12 protein-coding genes and 1 other annotated feature are annotated in these 17,520 nt (G+C 53.1%); of the genes, 7 read left to right on the plus strand and 5 right to left on the minus strand.

Annotated elements, in window-relative coordinates; translation table 11 throughout:
• Window positions 1-67: 67 nt before the first annotated feature.
• From EI42_RS23740 to EI42_RS23750, 3 genes are all read right to left on the minus strand, one after another.
• Window positions 68-1,183, minus strand: coding sequence for an ABC transporter permease (locus tag EI42_RS23740; RefSeq protein WP_170142861.1), 1,116 nt, complete (start codon window positions 1,181-1,183; stop codon window positions 68-70).
• 109 nt (window positions 1,184-1,292) lie between these two features.
• A complete protein-coding gene (locus tag EI42_RS23745) occupies window positions 1,293-2,429 on the minus strand; it encodes an ABC transporter permease (protein ID WP_111325134.1) in 1,137 nt (378 codons plus the stop codon).
• A gap of 39 nt (window positions 2,430-2,468) precedes the next feature.
• Window positions 2,469-3,329, minus strand: coding sequence for an ABC transporter ATP-binding protein (locus EI42_RS23750; RefSeq protein ID WP_111325135.1), 861 nt, complete (start codon window positions 3,327-3,329; stop codon window positions 2,469-2,471).
• 141 nt (window positions 3,330-3,470) lie between these two features.
• Between EI42_RS23750 and EI42_RS32775 the strand changes: the two genes are divergently transcribed.
• From EI42_RS32775 to EI42_RS23770, 5 genes are all read left to right on the plus strand, one after another.
• A complete protein-coding gene (locus EI42_RS32775) occupies window positions 3,471-3,629 on the plus strand; it encodes a hypothetical protein (RefSeq protein ID WP_170142862.1) in 159 nt (52 codons plus the stop codon).
• Between the two features lie 14 nt (window positions 3,630-3,643).
• Complete coding sequence (locus EI42_RS23755; RefSeq protein WP_111325136.1) at window positions 3,644-4,678, plus strand: ATP-binding cassette domain-containing protein; 1,035 nt, start codon at window positions 3,644-3,646, stop codon at window positions 4,676-4,678.
• Window positions 4,679-4,802: 124 nt separating this feature from the next.
• Window positions 4,803-5,073: a binding site (T-box leader), on the plus strand.
• A gap of 34 nt (window positions 5,074-5,107) precedes the next feature.
• On the plus strand, window positions 5,108-6,154 hold the full coding sequence (gene pheS / locus EI42_RS23760) for a phenylalanine--tRNA ligase subunit alpha (protein WP_111325137.1): 1,047 nt from the start codon (window positions 5,108-5,110) through the stop codon (window positions 6,152-6,154).
• A gap of 72 nt (window positions 6,155-6,226) precedes the next feature.
• The gene (gene pheT / locus EI42_RS23765; RefSeq protein ID WP_111325138.1) at window positions 6,227-8,764 is read left to right on the plus strand and encodes a phenylalanine--tRNA ligase subunit beta; all 2,538 of its coding nucleotides are present in this window, start codon (window positions 6,227-6,229) and stop codon (window positions 8,762-8,764) included.
• A gap of 282 nt (window positions 8,765-9,046) precedes the next feature.
• A complete protein-coding gene (locus EI42_RS23770) occupies window positions 9,047-12,196 on the plus strand; it encodes a BACON domain-containing protein (protein ID WP_211326326.1) in 3,150 nt (1,049 codons plus the stop codon).
• A gap of 80 nt (window positions 12,197-12,276) precedes the next feature.
• Here the strand turns inward: EI42_RS23770 and EI42_RS23775 are convergent, their stop codons facing one another.
• Window positions 12,277-13,236, minus strand: a complete 960-nt coding sequence (locus EI42_RS23775; protein ID WP_111325140.1) for a hypothetical protein — start codon at window positions 13,234-13,236, stop codon at window positions 12,277-12,279.
• A gap of 377 nt (window positions 13,237-13,613) precedes the next feature.
• On the opposite strand from EI42_RS23775, the gene EI42_RS23780 reads away from it, so the two are divergent.
• Both EI42_RS23780 and EI42_RS23785 read left to right on the plus strand, forming a co-directional pair.
• Window positions 13,614-15,635 carry a BACON domain-containing protein gene (locus tag EI42_RS23780; RefSeq protein WP_137686174.1) on the plus strand — a complete coding sequence of 674 codons (2,022 nt, stop codon included), beginning with the start codon at window positions 13,614-13,616 and terminating at the stop codon, window positions 15,633-15,635.
• 238 nt (window positions 15,636-15,873) lie between these two features.
• Window positions 15,874-16,179: a 2Fe-2S iron-sulfur cluster-binding protein gene (locus tag EI42_RS23785; protein WP_170142863.1), complete on the plus strand. Its 306-nt coding sequence runs from the start codon at window positions 15,874-15,876 to the stop codon at window positions 16,177-16,179.
• Window positions 16,180-16,263: 84 nt separating this feature from the next.
• On the opposite strand, the gene EI42_RS23790 is transcribed toward EI42_RS23785, so the two are convergent.
• Window positions 16,264-17,316: a hypothetical protein gene (locus EI42_RS23790; RefSeq protein WP_211326327.1), complete on the minus strand. Its 1,053-nt coding sequence runs from the start codon at window positions 17,314-17,316 to the stop codon at window positions 16,264-16,266.
• Between the last annotated feature and the right edge of the window lie 204 nt (window positions 17,317-17,520).

Here is a 17,520-nt window from a genome sequence, read left to right on the forward strand (position 1 = left end):
ATATGTTTTGAGCTCGTCAACCCCCCTTTTCAGAAAAAACCAACAAAAAGAAAAGAGATGAAGAAGGCTAGATTGCCATTGCAGCTCGCTCCTGACGCCTCAGCAGCCAATATGCCACCACCATTGAGGCCACTGTCCAGATGCCGAACACCAGCAGATCTGCCCATATCGCGCTCACCATATGCACATTGATAAAAGCAAGATACAGTCCATCCGCAAAATAATACGTCGGGAAGAGCTTGAGCAGGTTCATCAGAAAGCCCTCCGGGAACCAGCCAATCCCCAGGAAAATGCCCAGAAATGCCGGGAAAAAGGTTAGGAGCCAGAGGATACCAGCAACGCCACCAAGGGCGCTCCCGGTATGACACACACAGACACAGATAAAACCGAGGCTAAGCGAAAAGAGCGTGAACAGCACGATGAAGAGCAACTGCATCGGAACCAGGCCCGAGAAGCCCGTCAACAGGGCAAGCACTATCAATGAGGCGGCCATCTGATAGAGAAACGCAACCAGAGCCCGCGCCTGAATCACAGTGGCAAAGGATGAAGGTGCAAGCAACAACAGACGCAGGATCTTTTTCTCTTTCTCCTCAACAAATATAGTAGCCGCTATCGACAGCGAATATTGATTCGCGACCAGACAACCAGCAACCGCAAAGGTCTTTTTCAATATATCCCACGGTCTTTCAGAAAGAAAGGTTGAGGAGGGCTTCACCATCAGTTCTATATGGATAGGCTGATCATGCCGCAACTCCGCAATATACCTTCTCAAAACGGCTTGAATCTCGGCCTGAGTGCTCTTCTCTGACTCGATTCCCCTGAGATACAACTGTACATGCGGCTCCTTGCCCTTTTGAAGCTGCTGTTCAAGATCATCCGGAATCACAATCCCGACGGTATATGGCTCGCTCTCGTCCTCAACACGCTGCGAAACCTCAGTAGCAGAAAGCGCTTGTGTCACTTTGACACCGGGGAATATCTCCCCAAAGAGTTGCTCTATACGCGCATCACTATGCTTCTGATAGAGCAAAACAGCAACATTTCGTGTCCCTATTAGATTCGCAGCCAGCACAAAAAAAGCCGCTATTACCAACGGCAAGACAAGCGTTAAGGCGCTAGACTTATTGACAACACTATCCAGAAGATCTTTGCGGGCAATCGCAAGTACAGCTCGAATATTCACCAGATCAACCTCTCCTGAATGCTCTGATCAGCTAAAACTGTACCATAGAATCACTTGTCACGTAAAGCAAACAGGGAGCGCACTTGATAGACACTCCCTGTTAAAGCAGTTAGAACTGTGCCGCACTTTTTGCTTGCCTCTTGAGTATCAAAGTGGCAAGTACCAGCAGCACGACCGCACATGCAGCAATCACAGCCATATCCAGAAGCACAGTACCATTCCAGCCTGCATTCTGTACCGCTCGTGAGAAGCCATCCGCCAGGTAGTAGGTAGGAACTGCCCGCGCAACATAGGTCAGTGGGCTTCCCTGCAAAAGAACGGACATGAAATCTGAAGCCAGCATCGCAGGGAAGAGAAACAGCATCGTCATCACTCCGGTAAAGCCACCTAGAGAGGTTGCCGTCTGAAAGATACAGCCAGCCAGCAAACCCATCGATAGCGAGAAACAGGCCCCAAGCACGACGAAGACGCCAAGCATCGGGATATTGCCGGAAAGGCCCTTCATTGCGATCAGAACAACAACCGTCATGATGAGCTGGTAGATCAGCGCGAACAACAACTTTGCAATAAGAATATCCGCAAAGGACGCAGGAGAAACCATCAGCATCCGCAGGGTCTTTTTCTCCTTTTCCTCAACCAGTAGATTGGGCACAATGGTCATACCCGTTAAGAACGACATCAACAGCGCGATTCCGCCATAAAAGCCATTCATCTGCTGAGTCAGTGAGAGCTGATGAGCATCTGGCGGATTGATCGTGACGACGGAAAATCGCACCGGTACCGGGTTAGACAGGGAGGACGCGTAGCTATTCACCACGCTCATCAATGTGGTCTTTGCGGCTGCTCCCTGCGGAATCTCGCTGCCATTGATGTAGAGCCCGAGATCAGGATGTGCGCCTTTCCGTAATAGCGCATCAAAGTCCTCTGGAATGATAAGGCCAAGAGCATATTCAGATTCTTTTTTGCTGCCATTTGGTCCAAATGCCGTCTGCACCGCCTCAGCCGTATCTACCTTAGTGACTTTTGTCTTCTCATAGGTCTTGCTGATCACCTGTTCAAGAGCGGATTGCGACGGATTGTACACCAGTATATGTGTTGGCTTATCAGCATTGCTTAACAGGCCAGAAAACACAGCGAACAGAATCACCATAAAAATCGGTGCAAGAAGACCAAACAATGTCATTTTGTTGGCAATAGTATCAATCAGATCTTTTCGCAGAATAGCCAGAATAACACGTGCTCTCATGTTTTTTGCTCCACATCCAGATTTCTATCAATATATGCACTATGCCAGACGAGTTCCGGCGATCTTCACAAAGACATCTTCCAGCGTCGCTTCATTTGAATGAACCGCCAGCACTTTCCCCTCCGCCATCCATTGCATCAGCACGGCTTGCTCGGCAGGCTGATCCATATGAATGAGCTTCTCTACCAGCGAGCCAGCTTCTGACAGCGTGACCGTCATTGTACGCTCACCATGTTGCAGCTTCAGATTACGGGGCGTATCATTGGCAACCAGTTGCCCATTCGCAATAAAGGCGACTCGATGACAGAGCTGGTCAGCCTCCTCCATCATGTGTGTCGTCAACAGAATCGTCATCCCTTCCTGGCTCAAGCGGGCAATGGTACGCCGCAAATCACGAGCCGTAATCGGATCCAGGCCACGGCTTGGCTCATCCAGAAAGAGCACCTCTGGCCGATGGAGCAGGGCCCGAGCAATCATCACGCGCTGCCGCATGCCGTTTGAAAAGGTACGGAGAGGCTCTTTCGCCCGATCGCGTAGCTTCACCAGTTCCAGAACCTCATCAACCCGGCTGACCGGCACATCATACAGCCAACAGGCGAACTCAAGGTTCCTGCGCGCAGAGAGTCGCTCGTACAGATTAGGATCTTCAAAGACAACGCCGATATGTTGCTTCAGTTCCCTGTTCTGCCGAACCACATCATAGCCAGCGACTTGCGCCCGCCCTCCGGTTGGATCAATCTGTCCGGTTAACATCCGAATTGTTGTAGTCTTGCCCGCACCATTATGACCCAGAAAGCCAAAAATCTCACCACGACGCACGCTAAAGTTAATCCCTTTCACCGCCTCCTTTGCCCCAAAAGTTCTGCTCAATTCAAAAGCTTCTATCATCAATTCGCTCATCGTTTCACTCCTTCACTAGTGTCTGTCGTTTTCCTTTTTTCCCCTCTCCAACGTCCTGTGACAACTGTACCTGGTCTTAACAGGACCGCGCTATATATTTCCGCTGAATGGAGTAAAAAACAGGCTAACAGGAGCCTCTCAGTGCTCAAAAAAACAAAGAAATGGCTGAATGGAGCGGAGAAAGAGGTCAACAGCGAACCAGCAATACCGGTTTCTGAAGAAAATAGAGGTATTTCTTTCCAGAAAGAGAAGGCTTATTCCGGCTCTGTTTTCTATGCTACAATAAAGCAAATCTCTTGAGTGCAGAGGACTGTATGCTACAGATACACCGACTCGAAAAACAAATAGAGGGACGCAGCGCTCTCTCTATAGAAGAGCTAACCATTCAAGCGGGCGAGATATGGGCGCTGGTTGGGCCTCCTGGAAGCGCGAAAACTGTGCTGATTAAAATTCTGGCGGGGCTCCTTCTGCCAAGCGGTGGCCATATCACCCTGAACGGCACAGATATTCATCTCAAGCCAAATATATGCAAACACATCAATGTTCTTTTCGAGGAAGACCTGCTCTATGAGCGCCTCTCGGCACAGGCAAATCTCAATCTGTACCGCGAGATCCGTGGCCTGCCAGCCACCAGTGTACATCAGGCACTCTCACTTGTCGGTCTGAGCGATCAGGTCCATACACCTATCTCAAAACTCTCACCCTCAGCACAGAGACGGCTGGCCTTTGCCCGTACATTAATGGGACAGCCACAGGTTATTCTGCTTGATCTCCCCATCTTACGCGCTGACCTGGATACTACAACTCTTTTTGCACGCTTACTCGAACAACAAGCGCGAAACGGAGTAGCCATTCTCCTGACCTGCGAAGATCTTTCATGGTCCGGTCGGTTCTGTACTCATATTGCCGAAATCGAGGACGGGAAGATTATTGAGGTGCGCCACACCGGAGAGAAACAGCCCTCGACCAAAGAAGCGGCACACTCGGACGAAGAGAAACCAGCACGGCGCGAGGTTCCATATAAGGTGCCGGGCAGAAAAGAGGATCGCATCATGCTTTTTGATCCAGCCGAAATTCTCTACGCAACCAGCCGCGATGGAAAAATCATACTGCGAACAGAGCGTGATGAAGCAGTCACCAACCTGACTCTGCAAGAGCTGGAAGCACGGCTCCAGAAACGCGGTTTCTTTAAGGCACACCGTGCCTATCTGGTCAATCTGCAAAGAATCAAAGCGGTCATCCAGTATACCAGAAACAGTTATACACTGCTACTCGACGACGCGCAGGAAACCATGATTCCGCTTAGCAAGCAGAGCGAAAAGGAGCTACAGGATTTGCTTCAATATTAAAACTCGCTTTCAGCTAGACTTTCTAACGCAAATCTGCTACACTATATTTAAGCATGTTAAGCTACCATATATGTGTCAGAAAGCTATCGGACCGCATATGAGCCGATACAGCATAGATGTCATGTGAAAGGCGAAGAAGGGGAGAGTAGACGCATTCTACATCTGCGCAGGGAGAAGAGGTCAGCGACTGAAAGCCTCTTCGCAGGAAAAAGCGTTGAAGTTCACCCCTGAGCCGACTATTGAACCTCCGCGGGCGGAGTAAGTAGATAGTTCCGGGAGTCCCCGTTACCGGACATTCCAAGCGGAAATTCGTATGCGATCGTTCCCGTATCGGGATACGCGAATTTCAACATGGGTGGTACCGCGGAGTTTTCATTACCGGCTTCGTCCCTGAGACGTTGTCCGGTTTTTTGATTTTTGGAGGAAGGCATGATAGACCAGAACGAAGCGTTGCTCGACCAGCTTGAGCAAATACGCACAAAAGCCATTGCTGAGCTTGAGCCTGTTACGACAATGGCAGAGCTGGAGGAATGGGACATCCGCTACCTGGGGCGTAACCGTGGCGAACTGAAAAATATTGCAGCCGTCATGCCCAAATTGACCAAAGACGGGCGACGCGCTGTCGGGCAGAAGATGAATGCTGTCAAGTCCGAACTGGAGAGCCATCTGAAAGCCAGACGCGAAGAGATCCGCCAGAAAGAACTGCTCGCGACACTGGAAAAAGAACGCATTGATGTCACGATGCCAGGCCGACATCTACCTGTTGGCCATATGCACCCGTTGACACGCACGATCCAGGAAGTGACCGACGTCTTCATGAAGATGGGCTTCCAGGTGGTTCAAGGACCCGAGGTAGAGACAGACTACTACAACTTCCAGGCGCTGAATATCCCGGCAGATCACCCATCTCGCGATATGCAGGACACCTTCTGGATTGTTCCCGGCGAACTCCTGCTGCGCACTCAGACCTCACCGATGCAGATCCGTGTGATGAAACAGACTCGGCCCCCGGTTCGGGCCGTTGTGCCCGGCAAGGTCTTCCGGAACGAGGCCATTGATGCAACCCATGAGGCCCAGTTCCATCAGATTGAAGGCCTGCTGATCGACGATCAATGCACAATGGCAACCCTCAAAGGCTGCCTTCAAACCTTCGCCCGTGAGCTCTACGGAGAAGGGCGTCAGGTCCGTTTTCGGGCAAGCTACTTCCCGTTCACCGAGCCAAGTGCCGAGATGGATATTAGCTGTGGCGAATGTAACGGGAAGGGCTGCCGCGTCTGCAAGTACACCGGGTGGGTTGAGCTGCTCGGTTGTGGCATGGTTCACCCGAAAGTGCTGCGTGAAGTTGGCTATGACCCGAAGAAGTATCGCGGCTTCGCCTTCGGCATGGGCGTAGAGCGCATCGCCCTGGCAAAATATGGCATCAACGAAATTCGCCTCTTCACCAGCAATGATTTGCGCTTCTTGCGCCAATTCTAAACTGCTTTTTCTCGCAACACAGGAATTATTCCCATCAACAGGGTGTGAACCATATAAGGAGTTTTTGACAGCATGAGAGTACCGCTTAGTTGGCTCCGGGAGTATGTTGACTTCGATATGACTCCCGAAGAGCTGGCCCAAAAGCTGACGATGGCCGGGCTCGAAGTAGAAGCCATTGAATACATCGGCAAAGAATGGGGCGATAAAGTTATCACTGCCCAGATTGTCCATCTGGAGAAGGTCGAAAAATCGGATCACCTGAACTATACAAAGGTCTCAACCGGAACACAGGAGCTCAATGTTATCTGTGGCGCTCCAAATATCAAGCTCGGCGATAAGGTGCCTCTGGCTCTGCCCGGAGCGCGCGTAGGCGACCTGGTTATTCAGGAAACGAAGAAGATGGGCTATGTCTCACAGGGCATGCTCTGTTCTCCGCGTGAACTTGGCCTGGGCACAGACCACAGCGGCATCTACATTCTTGACACGGATACGCCACTCGGCGTGAAACTTGCCGACCTGATGAGCGAGGTCGTGCTTGAGTTCTCGATCAAGGCCCACCGGGGCGACCTCTCCTCAATTATCGGCATCGCCCGCGAGGTTGCTGCACTTACCAGACAGCCACTTCGCCTGCCGCCAATGGAGGTGCAGGAGCAGGGAACGCCAACTCCAGATATGGTCAAAGTGACCGTCGAGAATGACGAGCTCTGCAAGCGCTATATAGCACGCGTGATCAGTGATGTGAAGCTCGGACCATCTCCATCGTGGATGGGCCGCCGCCTGCTGGCTGCTGGGATGCGCCCGATTAACAACGTTGTCGATATCACGAACTATGTGATGCTGGAACTTGGTCAGCCTCTGCATGGCTTTGATTACGATCTGGTCCCGGAGCATCATATCATCGTTCGGACCGCTCACGAGGGGGAGACGCTGACGACCCTGGACGATGTGAAGCGCCAGCTCACACCCGAGATGCTGATGATTACTGACCCGACTGGACCGACCGCCATTGCTGGCGTGATGGGCGCGGCCCGGAGCGAAGTCAACGACAATACCTCAACCGTGCTGCTGGAAGCTGCGAACTTCCAGGCAAGAAGCGTGCGGCGTACGTCGACAACCCTGGGGCTGCGCACCGAGTCGTCAGGGCGCTTTGAAAAGGGCCTTGATCCGGAGCTGGCCCGCCTGGGCGCCAATCGCGCCTGTTACCTGCTGGCACAACTGGCAGGAGGCACAGTGCACCCCGGCGCAGTAGATCACTATGCCGCGCCTCCTCAACAGCGCAAACTTCCGTTCTCGATTCACGACATCGAGTGGCTGACCTCGATGCAGGTAACACAGCAAGAGGCCTGCGATGCGCTTGAGGCGCTTGGATTCTCTGTCGAAGCACACGACGATGGCAAAACCATGACGGTGACAGTCCCGACCTATCGCCCGGATATTGAAGAGGAAGCCGATCTTGTTGAGGAGGTGATTCGCAATATCGGGTATGATAAGATCCCAACCTCGATGCCAACAGGTGGGCTTCCTGAGCCGCTCCCCGATCAGTGGTTCGAGCGTGAAAAGCTGGTACGCTCGCTTCTAGTCGGTGCTGGCCTCAATGAGACTATCACCTATGTGATGACTAACCGAGCCCGCACGCTCAATCTGCTGGCTTCCGCCGACAAGGAGTCCGCCCGCTACCTGTTGCAGGCTCCCTCAGGTACTGGCAACACAGCCGGTGAGCTGGCCTCGAACGCCGCCAGTACACAGGCTCTGGTAGCCATTGACCCGAAGGACCTTCCCGCTGTGGTGATCGTCAATCCGCTCAGCAAGGATCTTGATAGTCTGCGTCTCACTCTGATGAGCAGCCTGATGGAGATCATGCAGGAGAATAGCAAGCGCAACGAAGCAGGTCTGCGCTTCTTCGAGATCGGACGGCGCTACCTGCCCGCTCAGCAAGCAAATGAGCAACCAGACGAACGACGAAGCGTCAGTATCGCTATGAGCGGTCCCGCCGCCATCTCCTGGATCAATGAGCTGTCGCGCCCGGCAGACTTCTATGATCTGAAAGGCGTGATCGAAACCTTGCTCGAAGGGCTCCACATCTCGGAGTATCGGTTCACACCGACACAGCATCCGACCTTCCATCCCGGTCGCTGTGCACTATTGGAGCTGCCCCGAAAAGGCCCCGATGGCGAAACCATTTTTAGCCCTGCCGGCATCCTGGGCGAGGTGCACCCTGTTGTGCAGCAGCGCTACGATCTGCCGCACCGCGCCTACCTCAGTGAGATTGATCTAGAGCGGCTCTTCGAGGCAGTGCCTGAGCGGATTGTCTATCAGCCGTTCTCGCGACAGCAGGCGCTCACTCGCGACCTCGCGATTATCGTGGATCAGCAGGTACTGGCGCAGGAGCTTCAGGGGGTCATTGAGCGCAACGGAGGCGAACTACTTCAGCGCGTCTCACTCTTCGATGTCTATACTGGCGATCCGATTCCCGCAGGCAAGAAGAACCTGACCTACTCGCTGGTGTATCAGTCACGCGACCGCACGCTGAAAGATGCGGAAGCAAACGAGCTTCAGGACAAGATTATCCAGGCCCTTCACGACCAGTTTGGGGCCCAGCTACGCCAATAGGCACATCTTCAATAGCAAAGGCTCGGGAACTGTCAAGCGCTCCTGAGCCTTTTCTTCTGCAAGTACTATCAAGTTACTTTCCTTGTGACGGAAGACTCCATTACCCGTTACAAATTATAGAATTGACAGCATGAAGAAATACATCTGCTCCGTATTTCTTGCATTCACTAAGATTTATGCGGGAAGTGGTCACGTAGTGTAGGTGAAATACAAGTTATGGGAAAATGCCTCTTTTGTAACAATCCCTGTTACAAGCATTTCGTCGTCTGTTTTGATTGCTATATGACAACGCATGCCGCAGAGGAGGGGACAGATATTGCCGAACGGCTGACACGCCCGGTCCCTACTGTTCCCCTACCTCCACAACCAGGGCCATTCACAACCGAGTATCAGACCACACCATGCGATGTTGTTGAGGAACCGCCCCGGATGCCCGGTGGTGAGGTAACATTGGATGAACACGCCGCGACCCCTCTTCCTCCCGGTAGAGGGCAGCCAACGCCGCACGCCTTTCCACCGCTATCCCTCGGGCAAAAAACGCTGTTTCCTGGTTCCCATCCAGCGATGCAAGCGCCGCCACAGCAGACCGGAAACCCACCGCCCGGCCAGAAAAAATCTCAATTTATTGCATATACAGGACCACTTCGGGCCCGCCAGCTTCCGGGCGTCAGGAAACCCGCGACGCAACAGCCCCAAACGGGCAAGAAAAAAAAATGGGTACGTCTTGTACTCACCTGTTTGCTGCTCCTTGCCATGCTGATTATCTTTATTGATGGCATTCTGGTAGGCATCGCATATTTTCAGCCAAAGAAAGAGACAGCCTCGGGCTCCTCCGTTCCTGTGCTCTCCCTTTCGTCCAGTAAGGCAGAATACGGGCAACAACTTACTATTTCGGTACAAAACTTTAAGCCACAGACCCGCGTGTATTTAAGCCGCGACCTGCATGAGCCCATCAAGACCGATACCGGAAAGTCCGTTGTAAAAGTAGGAGATGACGGAAAAGCAGAAGCCAGAATCACGATTGATCGAGGCTGGAAGCCCGGCCTCCATGCGATTCAGGCTGAAGATATTATCTCGCGCTTTACAGCCAGCGCCGCCCTGCGTATCGCCGAAGGTTCGGCGCAACCGGCCATTTTCCAGCTCAGTACGCGCACGCTGGATATGGGCCTCGCCTATGAAGGTGCGAACACCATTCAAATGCTGACCCTCTCTAACGGAGGCAATGGTAACATTACCTGGACGGTCAGTAGTGACCAACCCTGGCTTCAGGCAACGCCCAACCAGGGAAGTTTTAGCAGCTCTCAGGTCATTGCGGTCGGCGTTCAACGCGCTCACCTTGCCCCGGGCAAGTATACGGGTACCCTGAAATTTACCTCGAATGTTGGCCTCCCGCAGACGGTTGCGGTCAGCATGGAAGTACAGGCATTGCCCACCAATCCAGGCGCGGTCCTTCAGGCAACACCTGTTGTGATGGACTATAACGCGTTCGATGGTAACGCCGACCCCAAACCCCAAACGATGGTAATCAGCAACCCGGGTACAGAGCCGTTGTACTGGAAACTGAACAGCATCATTTCTATTAAAACCCTGCATAGCGATGTTATCAAGGAACTGCACGACCGGGATGATAATTGGCTTCGCCTGGACCAAACCTCCGGCACGATTCCACCACAGGGGAGCGCAAATATTCCGGTCACCGTTAATAGCAAGAATCTTGTTCCGGGAACATACCTGAGCACGCTTGTCTTCAGCGTTAATGAGGGCCAGAACGCCTATAACAGCCCGCAGAGCATTAGCATCGCTCTGACCATCCAACCACGTTGTGGGATTACAGCCGGGATCGGTCAGCTCTCGTTTGTAACAGTCGCCGGACAGGGTAATCCAAGCAACCAATCAATCACGTTGAGCCCTGTAGGAAGCTGCCAGGAAGCGATTGACTGGAACGCGACGGCCTCGACCAACTGGGTCACGATTGCACCGGCAAAGGGACAGATCAAAGATGCAGCTAACCCGGCAACCCCGGCAATCAGCATCACAGCCAATACCTTTTCACCCGGAACCTATTATTCCAGCATTATCATTCGCACCCCACAGAGCACCCTGACCATCGCAATCAGCTTGCGGGTGCAAGCGGTGCTGACACCCAATTCACCCATTATGCGAGCATCACCGCTCAATGTGAACTTCGCCGTCAATCAGGGGCAGCCAGCGCCTCCGGGGCAGACCGTCACGATTACCAATACGGGCAAGAGTCCTTTAATCTGGGATGCCAGCGTTGATAATCAGGTATCCTGGCTCAGTGCCTCACCGCTCAAAGGCTCGATCCCGGCAGGTCAGACCGGGCAGCTTCTCCTGAGCGTGGATCCGAGCGATCTCACTCCCGGCACCTATGTCGGGCAGATCGTGCTGCACGGCAAAGATACGCATGATAAAGAGGCAGGCGGGAATCCGCAAACCATCACAGTTAATTTCACAATCTCGCCGCCCTGTTCTATGGCACAGCCATCGCAGAGCACTATTGCATTTAGCGCCATCCAGGGCTCTGCCAACCCGGCCAGCCGCGTGATTACCTTCACCGCGACCGGAAACTGTAGCTGGCCCCTTCAGTGGCAGGCCACAGTGAGCAGCGATGCACCCTGGCTCAAGGTCACCTCCACCGATAGCTCGCTGAACGGTACGGGGACCACTGCGAGTGTCAACGTTCAACCGGACATCACAGGCCTGACGCCCGGCAACTATACTGCGCAGGTGACACTCACCGCACAGGATCAGGACCGACAGACGGCAAAGGGGAGCCCGCAAACGTTCCAGGTCTCGCTTACAGTGCTTCAGCCCTGTACTCTACAGTTCAGTGCGACCGAGTTCGCGTTCACGCAGCATCAAGGGCAGGCAGTTGATGCACAGATCCTCACACTCAGAGAAACCGGAGCCTGTGCCTATCCAATTACCTGGACCGCAAAATCCGATAGCGACTGGCTCTCTGTCACCGATAGCGGGCAGGATAGCGGGAATGGCAGTGGTATCACCATCGGCATCAAATCGACCAGTCTGGCCCCCGGGAGCTATAAGGGCAATATCACGATTAGCGCTACAGGGAACGGAGGCGCGACCGTTCAGGGTGGACAGAGTATTCCGGTCACGTTAACTGTGGTTGGGAGCACCGTCAGCGGAGTTGTTGTAGCCTGTCAGGACGGCAATTGCACCAAGAGCAGCCCACTGGCAGGAGCGACCGTTACCCTTTCCGGTAATGGCGGGAACTACAATGCGACCGCCGATAGCAACGGGAACTTCATTCTCAACGGGGTCGCTAACGGCTCGTATACCCTGACGGCAAACGGCACACAGGATAACAAACGGTATGCGGTCAGCATGAACCTCACTGTTTCCGGGGATACATCATCGGTCAGCTTGAAAGCCGTGGCTTCTGGCTAAAGCAGACAAACCCTGTTTCCTCCTCTGACAGCAAAGAGAGTCGCTCAGGACAGGGCGACTCTCTTTGCTTCTACAGCTTCCTAGCGATTATTTCCAATAAACGAATAGATATATGTTAGATTCACAATGACAATAAAGGCACATACGAATAAAAACAGAGATCCGAGGAACCATGTGGCAGGCACTCCGAGAGCCAGTGCGAGAATCAGAGCGAGAAATGCCACCAGAATAACGCCAAGCGAGACCAACCCGAGAGCAAAACGCCTGTCCTTCGTCTGTAGACGAGGAACCGAAGTCGCCGCATATCCCTGCCATGCAGGCTGCTGCGGAGATGGGCCATACGCGGGCATCTGTGGCTGACTGTTCCCTCTCGCTTCTGGTGGATAAGAAGGTCGCTGGCGTTCCTCATGGACAGGCTGTCTGGACTGGCTCTCTGGCGGCATAGGAGGCTTTCCCGGTTCCTGTGTCGGCGGGCGAGAGACTGGCGACTTCGATTGCGGCTCAACCGACCGCTTCTCCGCTTCCTGTGTCGGCGGGCGGGAGACTGGCGGCTTCGATTGCGGCTCAACCGACCGCTTCTCCGCTTCCTGTGTCGGCGGGCGAGAGACTGGCGACTTCGATTGCGGCTCAACCGGCTGGCGAGTGCTCACGCTTACCCTGGGAATCGGCTTCCGCTCAGGAGGAGCGGGTTTCTGCCTGTCAGCCTTCTGTTCCGCTTCGGGCTGCTTCCCCTTTTCGCTCGACTCGTGAGATGGTTGCTTGATTTCGTGCTGTGGCGTGGCTGCTTTGCTCTCTTGCGCCGATTGTTGCACCGGAGGCGTTAGAGAGACATTCACCTGCACTTGCTTCGACTGCTGCGATACCTGCGGACGTTGAGGGACAGACCTTGCAGGCTTTGCGACTCCTTCATTACGTCCAGGACGCTGAGGAATTGGATTGCGGTCCAGTTTCTGAGGAGTGGCTTGCACCTCATCAGTACGCCCTGCATTTGCCTCGGTCGCCAGTCCCTTTTCTTCACCTGTGGGATCAGTATAGAGCATACGAACCTTTCCTTCATGTGCTGTTTTCTTAAAAAAGAGAGAGTTCCAGGAACAGCTTGTACTTTTAATAATATCTGTTCATGCCTATATGTCAATACGAGTAATGACAGCGCAGATACAAAACTCTCGAATTCAGGATACTATAGGACTTATGGGTTCTCTATTCTCAAGCTCTATGATAGAATAAGCAATAACACATTTTCATACAGCAATACACAAAAAGAAACAAAGGCCGGTGCAGACCATTTGAGTGGAAGGGGCGAACGGCGTTTATTTCACTGGAAGCCTGAAACCGAGAAGCACAGGAAGGGTTGCGCAAGCTTCACCTTCAGGCATTGCGCACCACAGGTCAGATAAGCAAATATGGATACACAGGTATGCGAAAACACAGCCATTCCGTCAATCGCCCTTCAATACCGCCGCCATCAACACGAAGAGCCGGTCATTATTCGGGACTCCATCCTGAAGATCATCCATATCAATCAGGACTCATAAAAGCCTATATACCAGAAAAATCGGCGCCTCAGGCAGAGCCAGAAACAATCAATCTGCCTCCGGCCCCACAGCGTATACAATATGCTGCCCGCCCTCAGGACACGGTTCGCGTTGTTCCACGTCCTCACCAGAGGAGGCGTCGCAACATCGTGTTTCTCCTGATAGCCGGCCTTTGCTTGCTTCTCATCATCACTGCAACGTTACTGCTTTTTCTTCCGATCGGTCGCCCATCCACTACCGCAAGCCAGCAGTCACTTACAGCCGTACCCGATCAGTTGCGCATTCATGATCTTTTCACCCTTACAGGTCGAGGATTTGGGCCAGAGCACTGGATTGATTTTACCTATGACGCAAATCAGAAAATCCTTGCCAGTAACGGGCATGATCTGCGTGCCAGAACCGACAAGCAGGGCAACTTTACCGTACAGATTCAGGTGCCTGAGCACTGGAAAGTGGGCTCACATAGTATTCATGCCACCGACTACACCCTGCGAACCGCAGCAAACGTCCAGATCACCATTCTGGCCGCTGCTCAGGGAGAACCACATCTGCAACTGACCACCGAAACGCTGAATTTTACAGCCCATCCAACCACACCAACCGAAAGCCAAACTCTCACTCTGAGCAACAACGGAGGAGGCTCGGTACACTGGCAAGCAAACAGCGATCAAAGCTGGCTCAGTATCTCGCCAAATAGCGGGAGCTTCTCAGGGCGAAGCGCCGTTCAAGTGACGGTGAACCGAGGCGGCCTTGCTCCGGGAACCTACTCGGGACAGCTCACCTTCCGCCAAAAAGAGGGTGACACCGAGGAGGTGGTCAAAGTGACGCTGAAAGTCGAACAAGCCCAGAAAGAGGAGCTCAACGTCTCGCCCTCTGTGCTCTCCTTCGTCGTGACCACAACGGCCACCAGCTCAACACAGCGCCTGACACTGCGAAACGCCGGCACAAATGCTATCCACTGGTCAGCAAAGGCAAAAACAGGAGATGGGAACGACTGGCTCAACATCTCACCGCCTGAAGGACAGGTTACCGCGAACAGTTCTATCCAGCTTGAGGTACAGGTTCAGGCCACACAGCTTCCTATCGGCTCTTATCAGGGTACCATCCAATTCACAAACGGGACTGCGGTTGCCGTCAATCTCTCCGTCATTGCAGCCGGAAACCTGGTCGTTTCACCGCCATCGCTCACCCTCAGCACAACAGCCGGACAACAGACAACAGGAGCATCCTTCACCCTTCAGAACAGCGGAGACGAACATATTCAATGGCAGGGAACAGCAAGCACCGAGGACGGCGCGGACTGGCTCTCGCTTGAACCTGCCCAGGGCTCACTGAGCGCTGATGAGCAAGCCACCATTATGGTGCATGCCAACGTTAGCTCGCTCGCAGCCGGAACCTATCAGGGAGTCATCACGCTCCAAAGTGCCGAACAGACAAAACAGCTCACTGTGACGCTCAATATCACTCGTCCGGCCACACCGGAGCTGACCGTCCAGCCTGGAAACCTGCGCTTTATCACACAGGAAGGAAGCAACGCGGACGCACAAAGCATCACACTGACGAACAGTGGCGCAAGCCCACTTCACTGGCAGAGCACACTTGAGGGAACGGGCGCGTATCTATTCAGCATTGATACCGCCGAAGGAAGCCTGCCCGCAGGGAAAAGTGTCACGATCACCGTCAGTTCTCATGTGTCACCAGCAAAGCCTGGAACCTACACGGCAACCCTGGTTCTTCAGAATACTGAGGATCCTGCCATGAAGCAAACAGTCACGCTAACCATGATCGTCAACCCAGAACCAACACCGGCTCAGGGAACCCAGAGCAGCAAGACCCTGGAAGAATCGTCAAAGCAGCCTCAACCACTTCCAACCAGTACAACAACGCCTTCGACATCTTCATAGGCTTGCTCGTCCAGCGGATCCCATTGCATCAAAAGGCAGGGGCTCGCTGTTCATCGGGCGCCACACAGTTTCGCAACGAAAAAGAAACAAGTGGCTTCCCAGGCGTCTTCCGGGCCTGCACACTTTGGTTGACGCTCCTGAGTGTCTGTGCTATATTCTGACCAGAAATGGCGGGTGCTGATGCGCCTCCTCATTTTATTTTGAACCACTGGCAACCAACAAAACGGAGGAGAGATTCGTGCCAACAATCACCTATGTGCGCGAGAACGTGCAGGTACAGGTTGAGCCGGGCGATTCTGTACGCTACCCTGCATTGGAAAACGATGTGCCCATTTATTGCGGTATCACCAAACTGGCAAACTGCCACGGCAATGGCGTCTGTGGTACCGACAGAGTAGCAGTATCGCCAAAAGAGAACACCAACGAGCTCACCTTCATGGAAAAGTTCTGGCTGAGCAAAGACCTCAAAAAGAACCCCAATATGCGCCTTGCCTGTCAGGTGAAGGTCTTCGGGGATGTTCAGGTAGAAACACAGTGCAAATAAGCCTATTTGCGTATCGAACTGGTGACAAAAAACCCGCCCCTTTCCTTGTAGAGTGAAAGAGGCGGGTTTTCTTCTTTTATGCCATCACTTGACCGCAAAATAAATTCTCCAGGCTAATTTTCCTTCCCAATATATTTCGATATGCCCAGCGAGCGGAGTCAAAAACTTGAGCGGCAATTTCAGCTTGGTCAGGTCACTTTTACTTGACTTTGCCTGAATGTCTTCCTCGTACTCTTTATACGGTTGTCCATTCGTAAATATTTTAACGGATATCGTAGATGGGTTCTTCTGCTGCACGACATTGGCAACCAGATAAAACTCAGTATTGGGCAAGAAGACCGTATTCGGGAAAAATGGTTCTCCGTTTTCGTCCACCTTTGCCGCCAGCAACGCCAGTGTCACCGCATCTTTGGCGGGACCCGCCTCTTTTGGCTTGGGATTGCCAATGGTTGCTGTCGGTGAGAGTTGAAGCGCAGGCGGGGCCGAAATGCCGATAAAGCGCTGAAACGCATCCAGTTTCCCACTTGCCTTCGCGTAATAGCTCACCCCTCCGCACAACAAAAGCGCCACAATCAACACACTCAACACACCGCTAATAATGCGATAGCGCGGGATTAACGGGCGCGGCTTGGTATACATCGGCGGGATATAGACCGAGCCTTCCTGTTCAGGCAGCGCAGGAAGCATCTCCTCGACCCGCTGCATTGGCATCATCAACGTGGATGTACTCCCGGCGGGCTGCATCTGATCTTGCGCAGGGACTGGCAGCAACGACACAGGCACCTGTCCATCCTGCCCTTGAGGTACGGCGTTCCAGTCTTGTTGCTCCTGTATGCCACTCCAATTCTCCTGGGAAGAGAAGGGAATCTGTGGCGGAGGAAAGGCATCTTGAGACGGGAATTGCATCTGTGGGGGAAACTGGGCGCTTGTATCCTGATCCGCGGCTGGTCCTACTGGCGATCCCCCAAAGGAGAGCTGCGGCACTTGTTCCCAGGGATATGCATCGTTTTGTTGTACAGGAGAGACTGGAAAGGCCGTGTTTCCAGGTGAGGCCGATACCGGACTGACCATTCCCCACTGATTGCCCTGATTTCCCCCCGATAACGGCGAAGGTGCCCCACAATGGGGACATGGCATGCCATTCGCATCGCGCACGTTTTTGCAGTTTGGACAGAACATTAGCTTCGCCTACCTCATAAAAAAAATACAATCTTCACAACCATAAACAAAACTAACATTGAAAGGGCCGTTTATCAAGTAATAGAGACCAGCATAGGGCAAAATGGCTACACCTCTTTCCGGCTCTCTACATATAATTCTGTATCATTACGGCACACGACA

Source organism: Thermosporothrix hazakensis, assembly GCF_003253565.1.
GTDB lineage: Bacteria > Chloroflexota > Ktedonobacteria > Ktedonobacterales > Ktedonobacteraceae > Thermosporothrix > Thermosporothrix hazakensis.

What these genes read in the sequence shown, in the direction of transcription:
- EI42_RS23745 (WP_111325134.1), bottom strand. Translation starts at nt 2,429, where the DNA reads ATGAGAGCACGTGTTATTCTGGCTATTCTGCGAAAAGATCTGATTGAT.
- EI42_RS23750 (WP_111325135.1), bottom strand. Translation starts at nt 3,329, where the DNA reads ATGAGCGAATTGATGATAGAAGCTTTTGAATTGAGCAGAACTTTTGGG.
- EI42_RS23755 (WP_111325136.1), top strand. Translation starts at nt 3,644, where the DNA reads ATGCTACAGATACACCGACTCGAAAAACAAATAGAGGGACGCAGCGCT.
- pheS (WP_111325137.1), top strand. Translation starts at nt 5,108, where the DNA reads ATGATAGACCAGAACGAAGCGTTGCTCGACCAGCTTGAGCAAATACGC.
- pheT (WP_111325138.1), top strand. Translation starts at nt 6,227, where the DNA reads ATGAGAGTACCGCTTAGTTGGCTCCGGGAGTATGTTGACTTCGATATG.
- EI42_RS23770 (WP_211326326.1), top strand. Translation starts at nt 9,047, where the DNA reads ATGACAACGCATGCCGCAGAGGAGGGGACAGATATTGCCGAACGGCTG.
- EI42_RS23775 (WP_111325140.1), bottom strand. Translation starts at nt 13,236, where the DNA reads ATGCTCTATACTGATCCCACAGGTGAAGAAAAGGGACTGGCGACCGAG.
- EI42_RS23780 (WP_137686174.1), top strand. Translation starts at nt 13,614, where the DNA reads ATGCGAAAACACAGCCATTCCGTCAATCGCCCTTCAATACCGCCGCCA.
- EI42_RS23790 (WP_211326327.1), bottom strand. Translation starts at nt 17,316, where the DNA reads ATGCCATGTCCCCATTGTGGGGCACCTTCGCCGTTATCGGGGGGAAAT.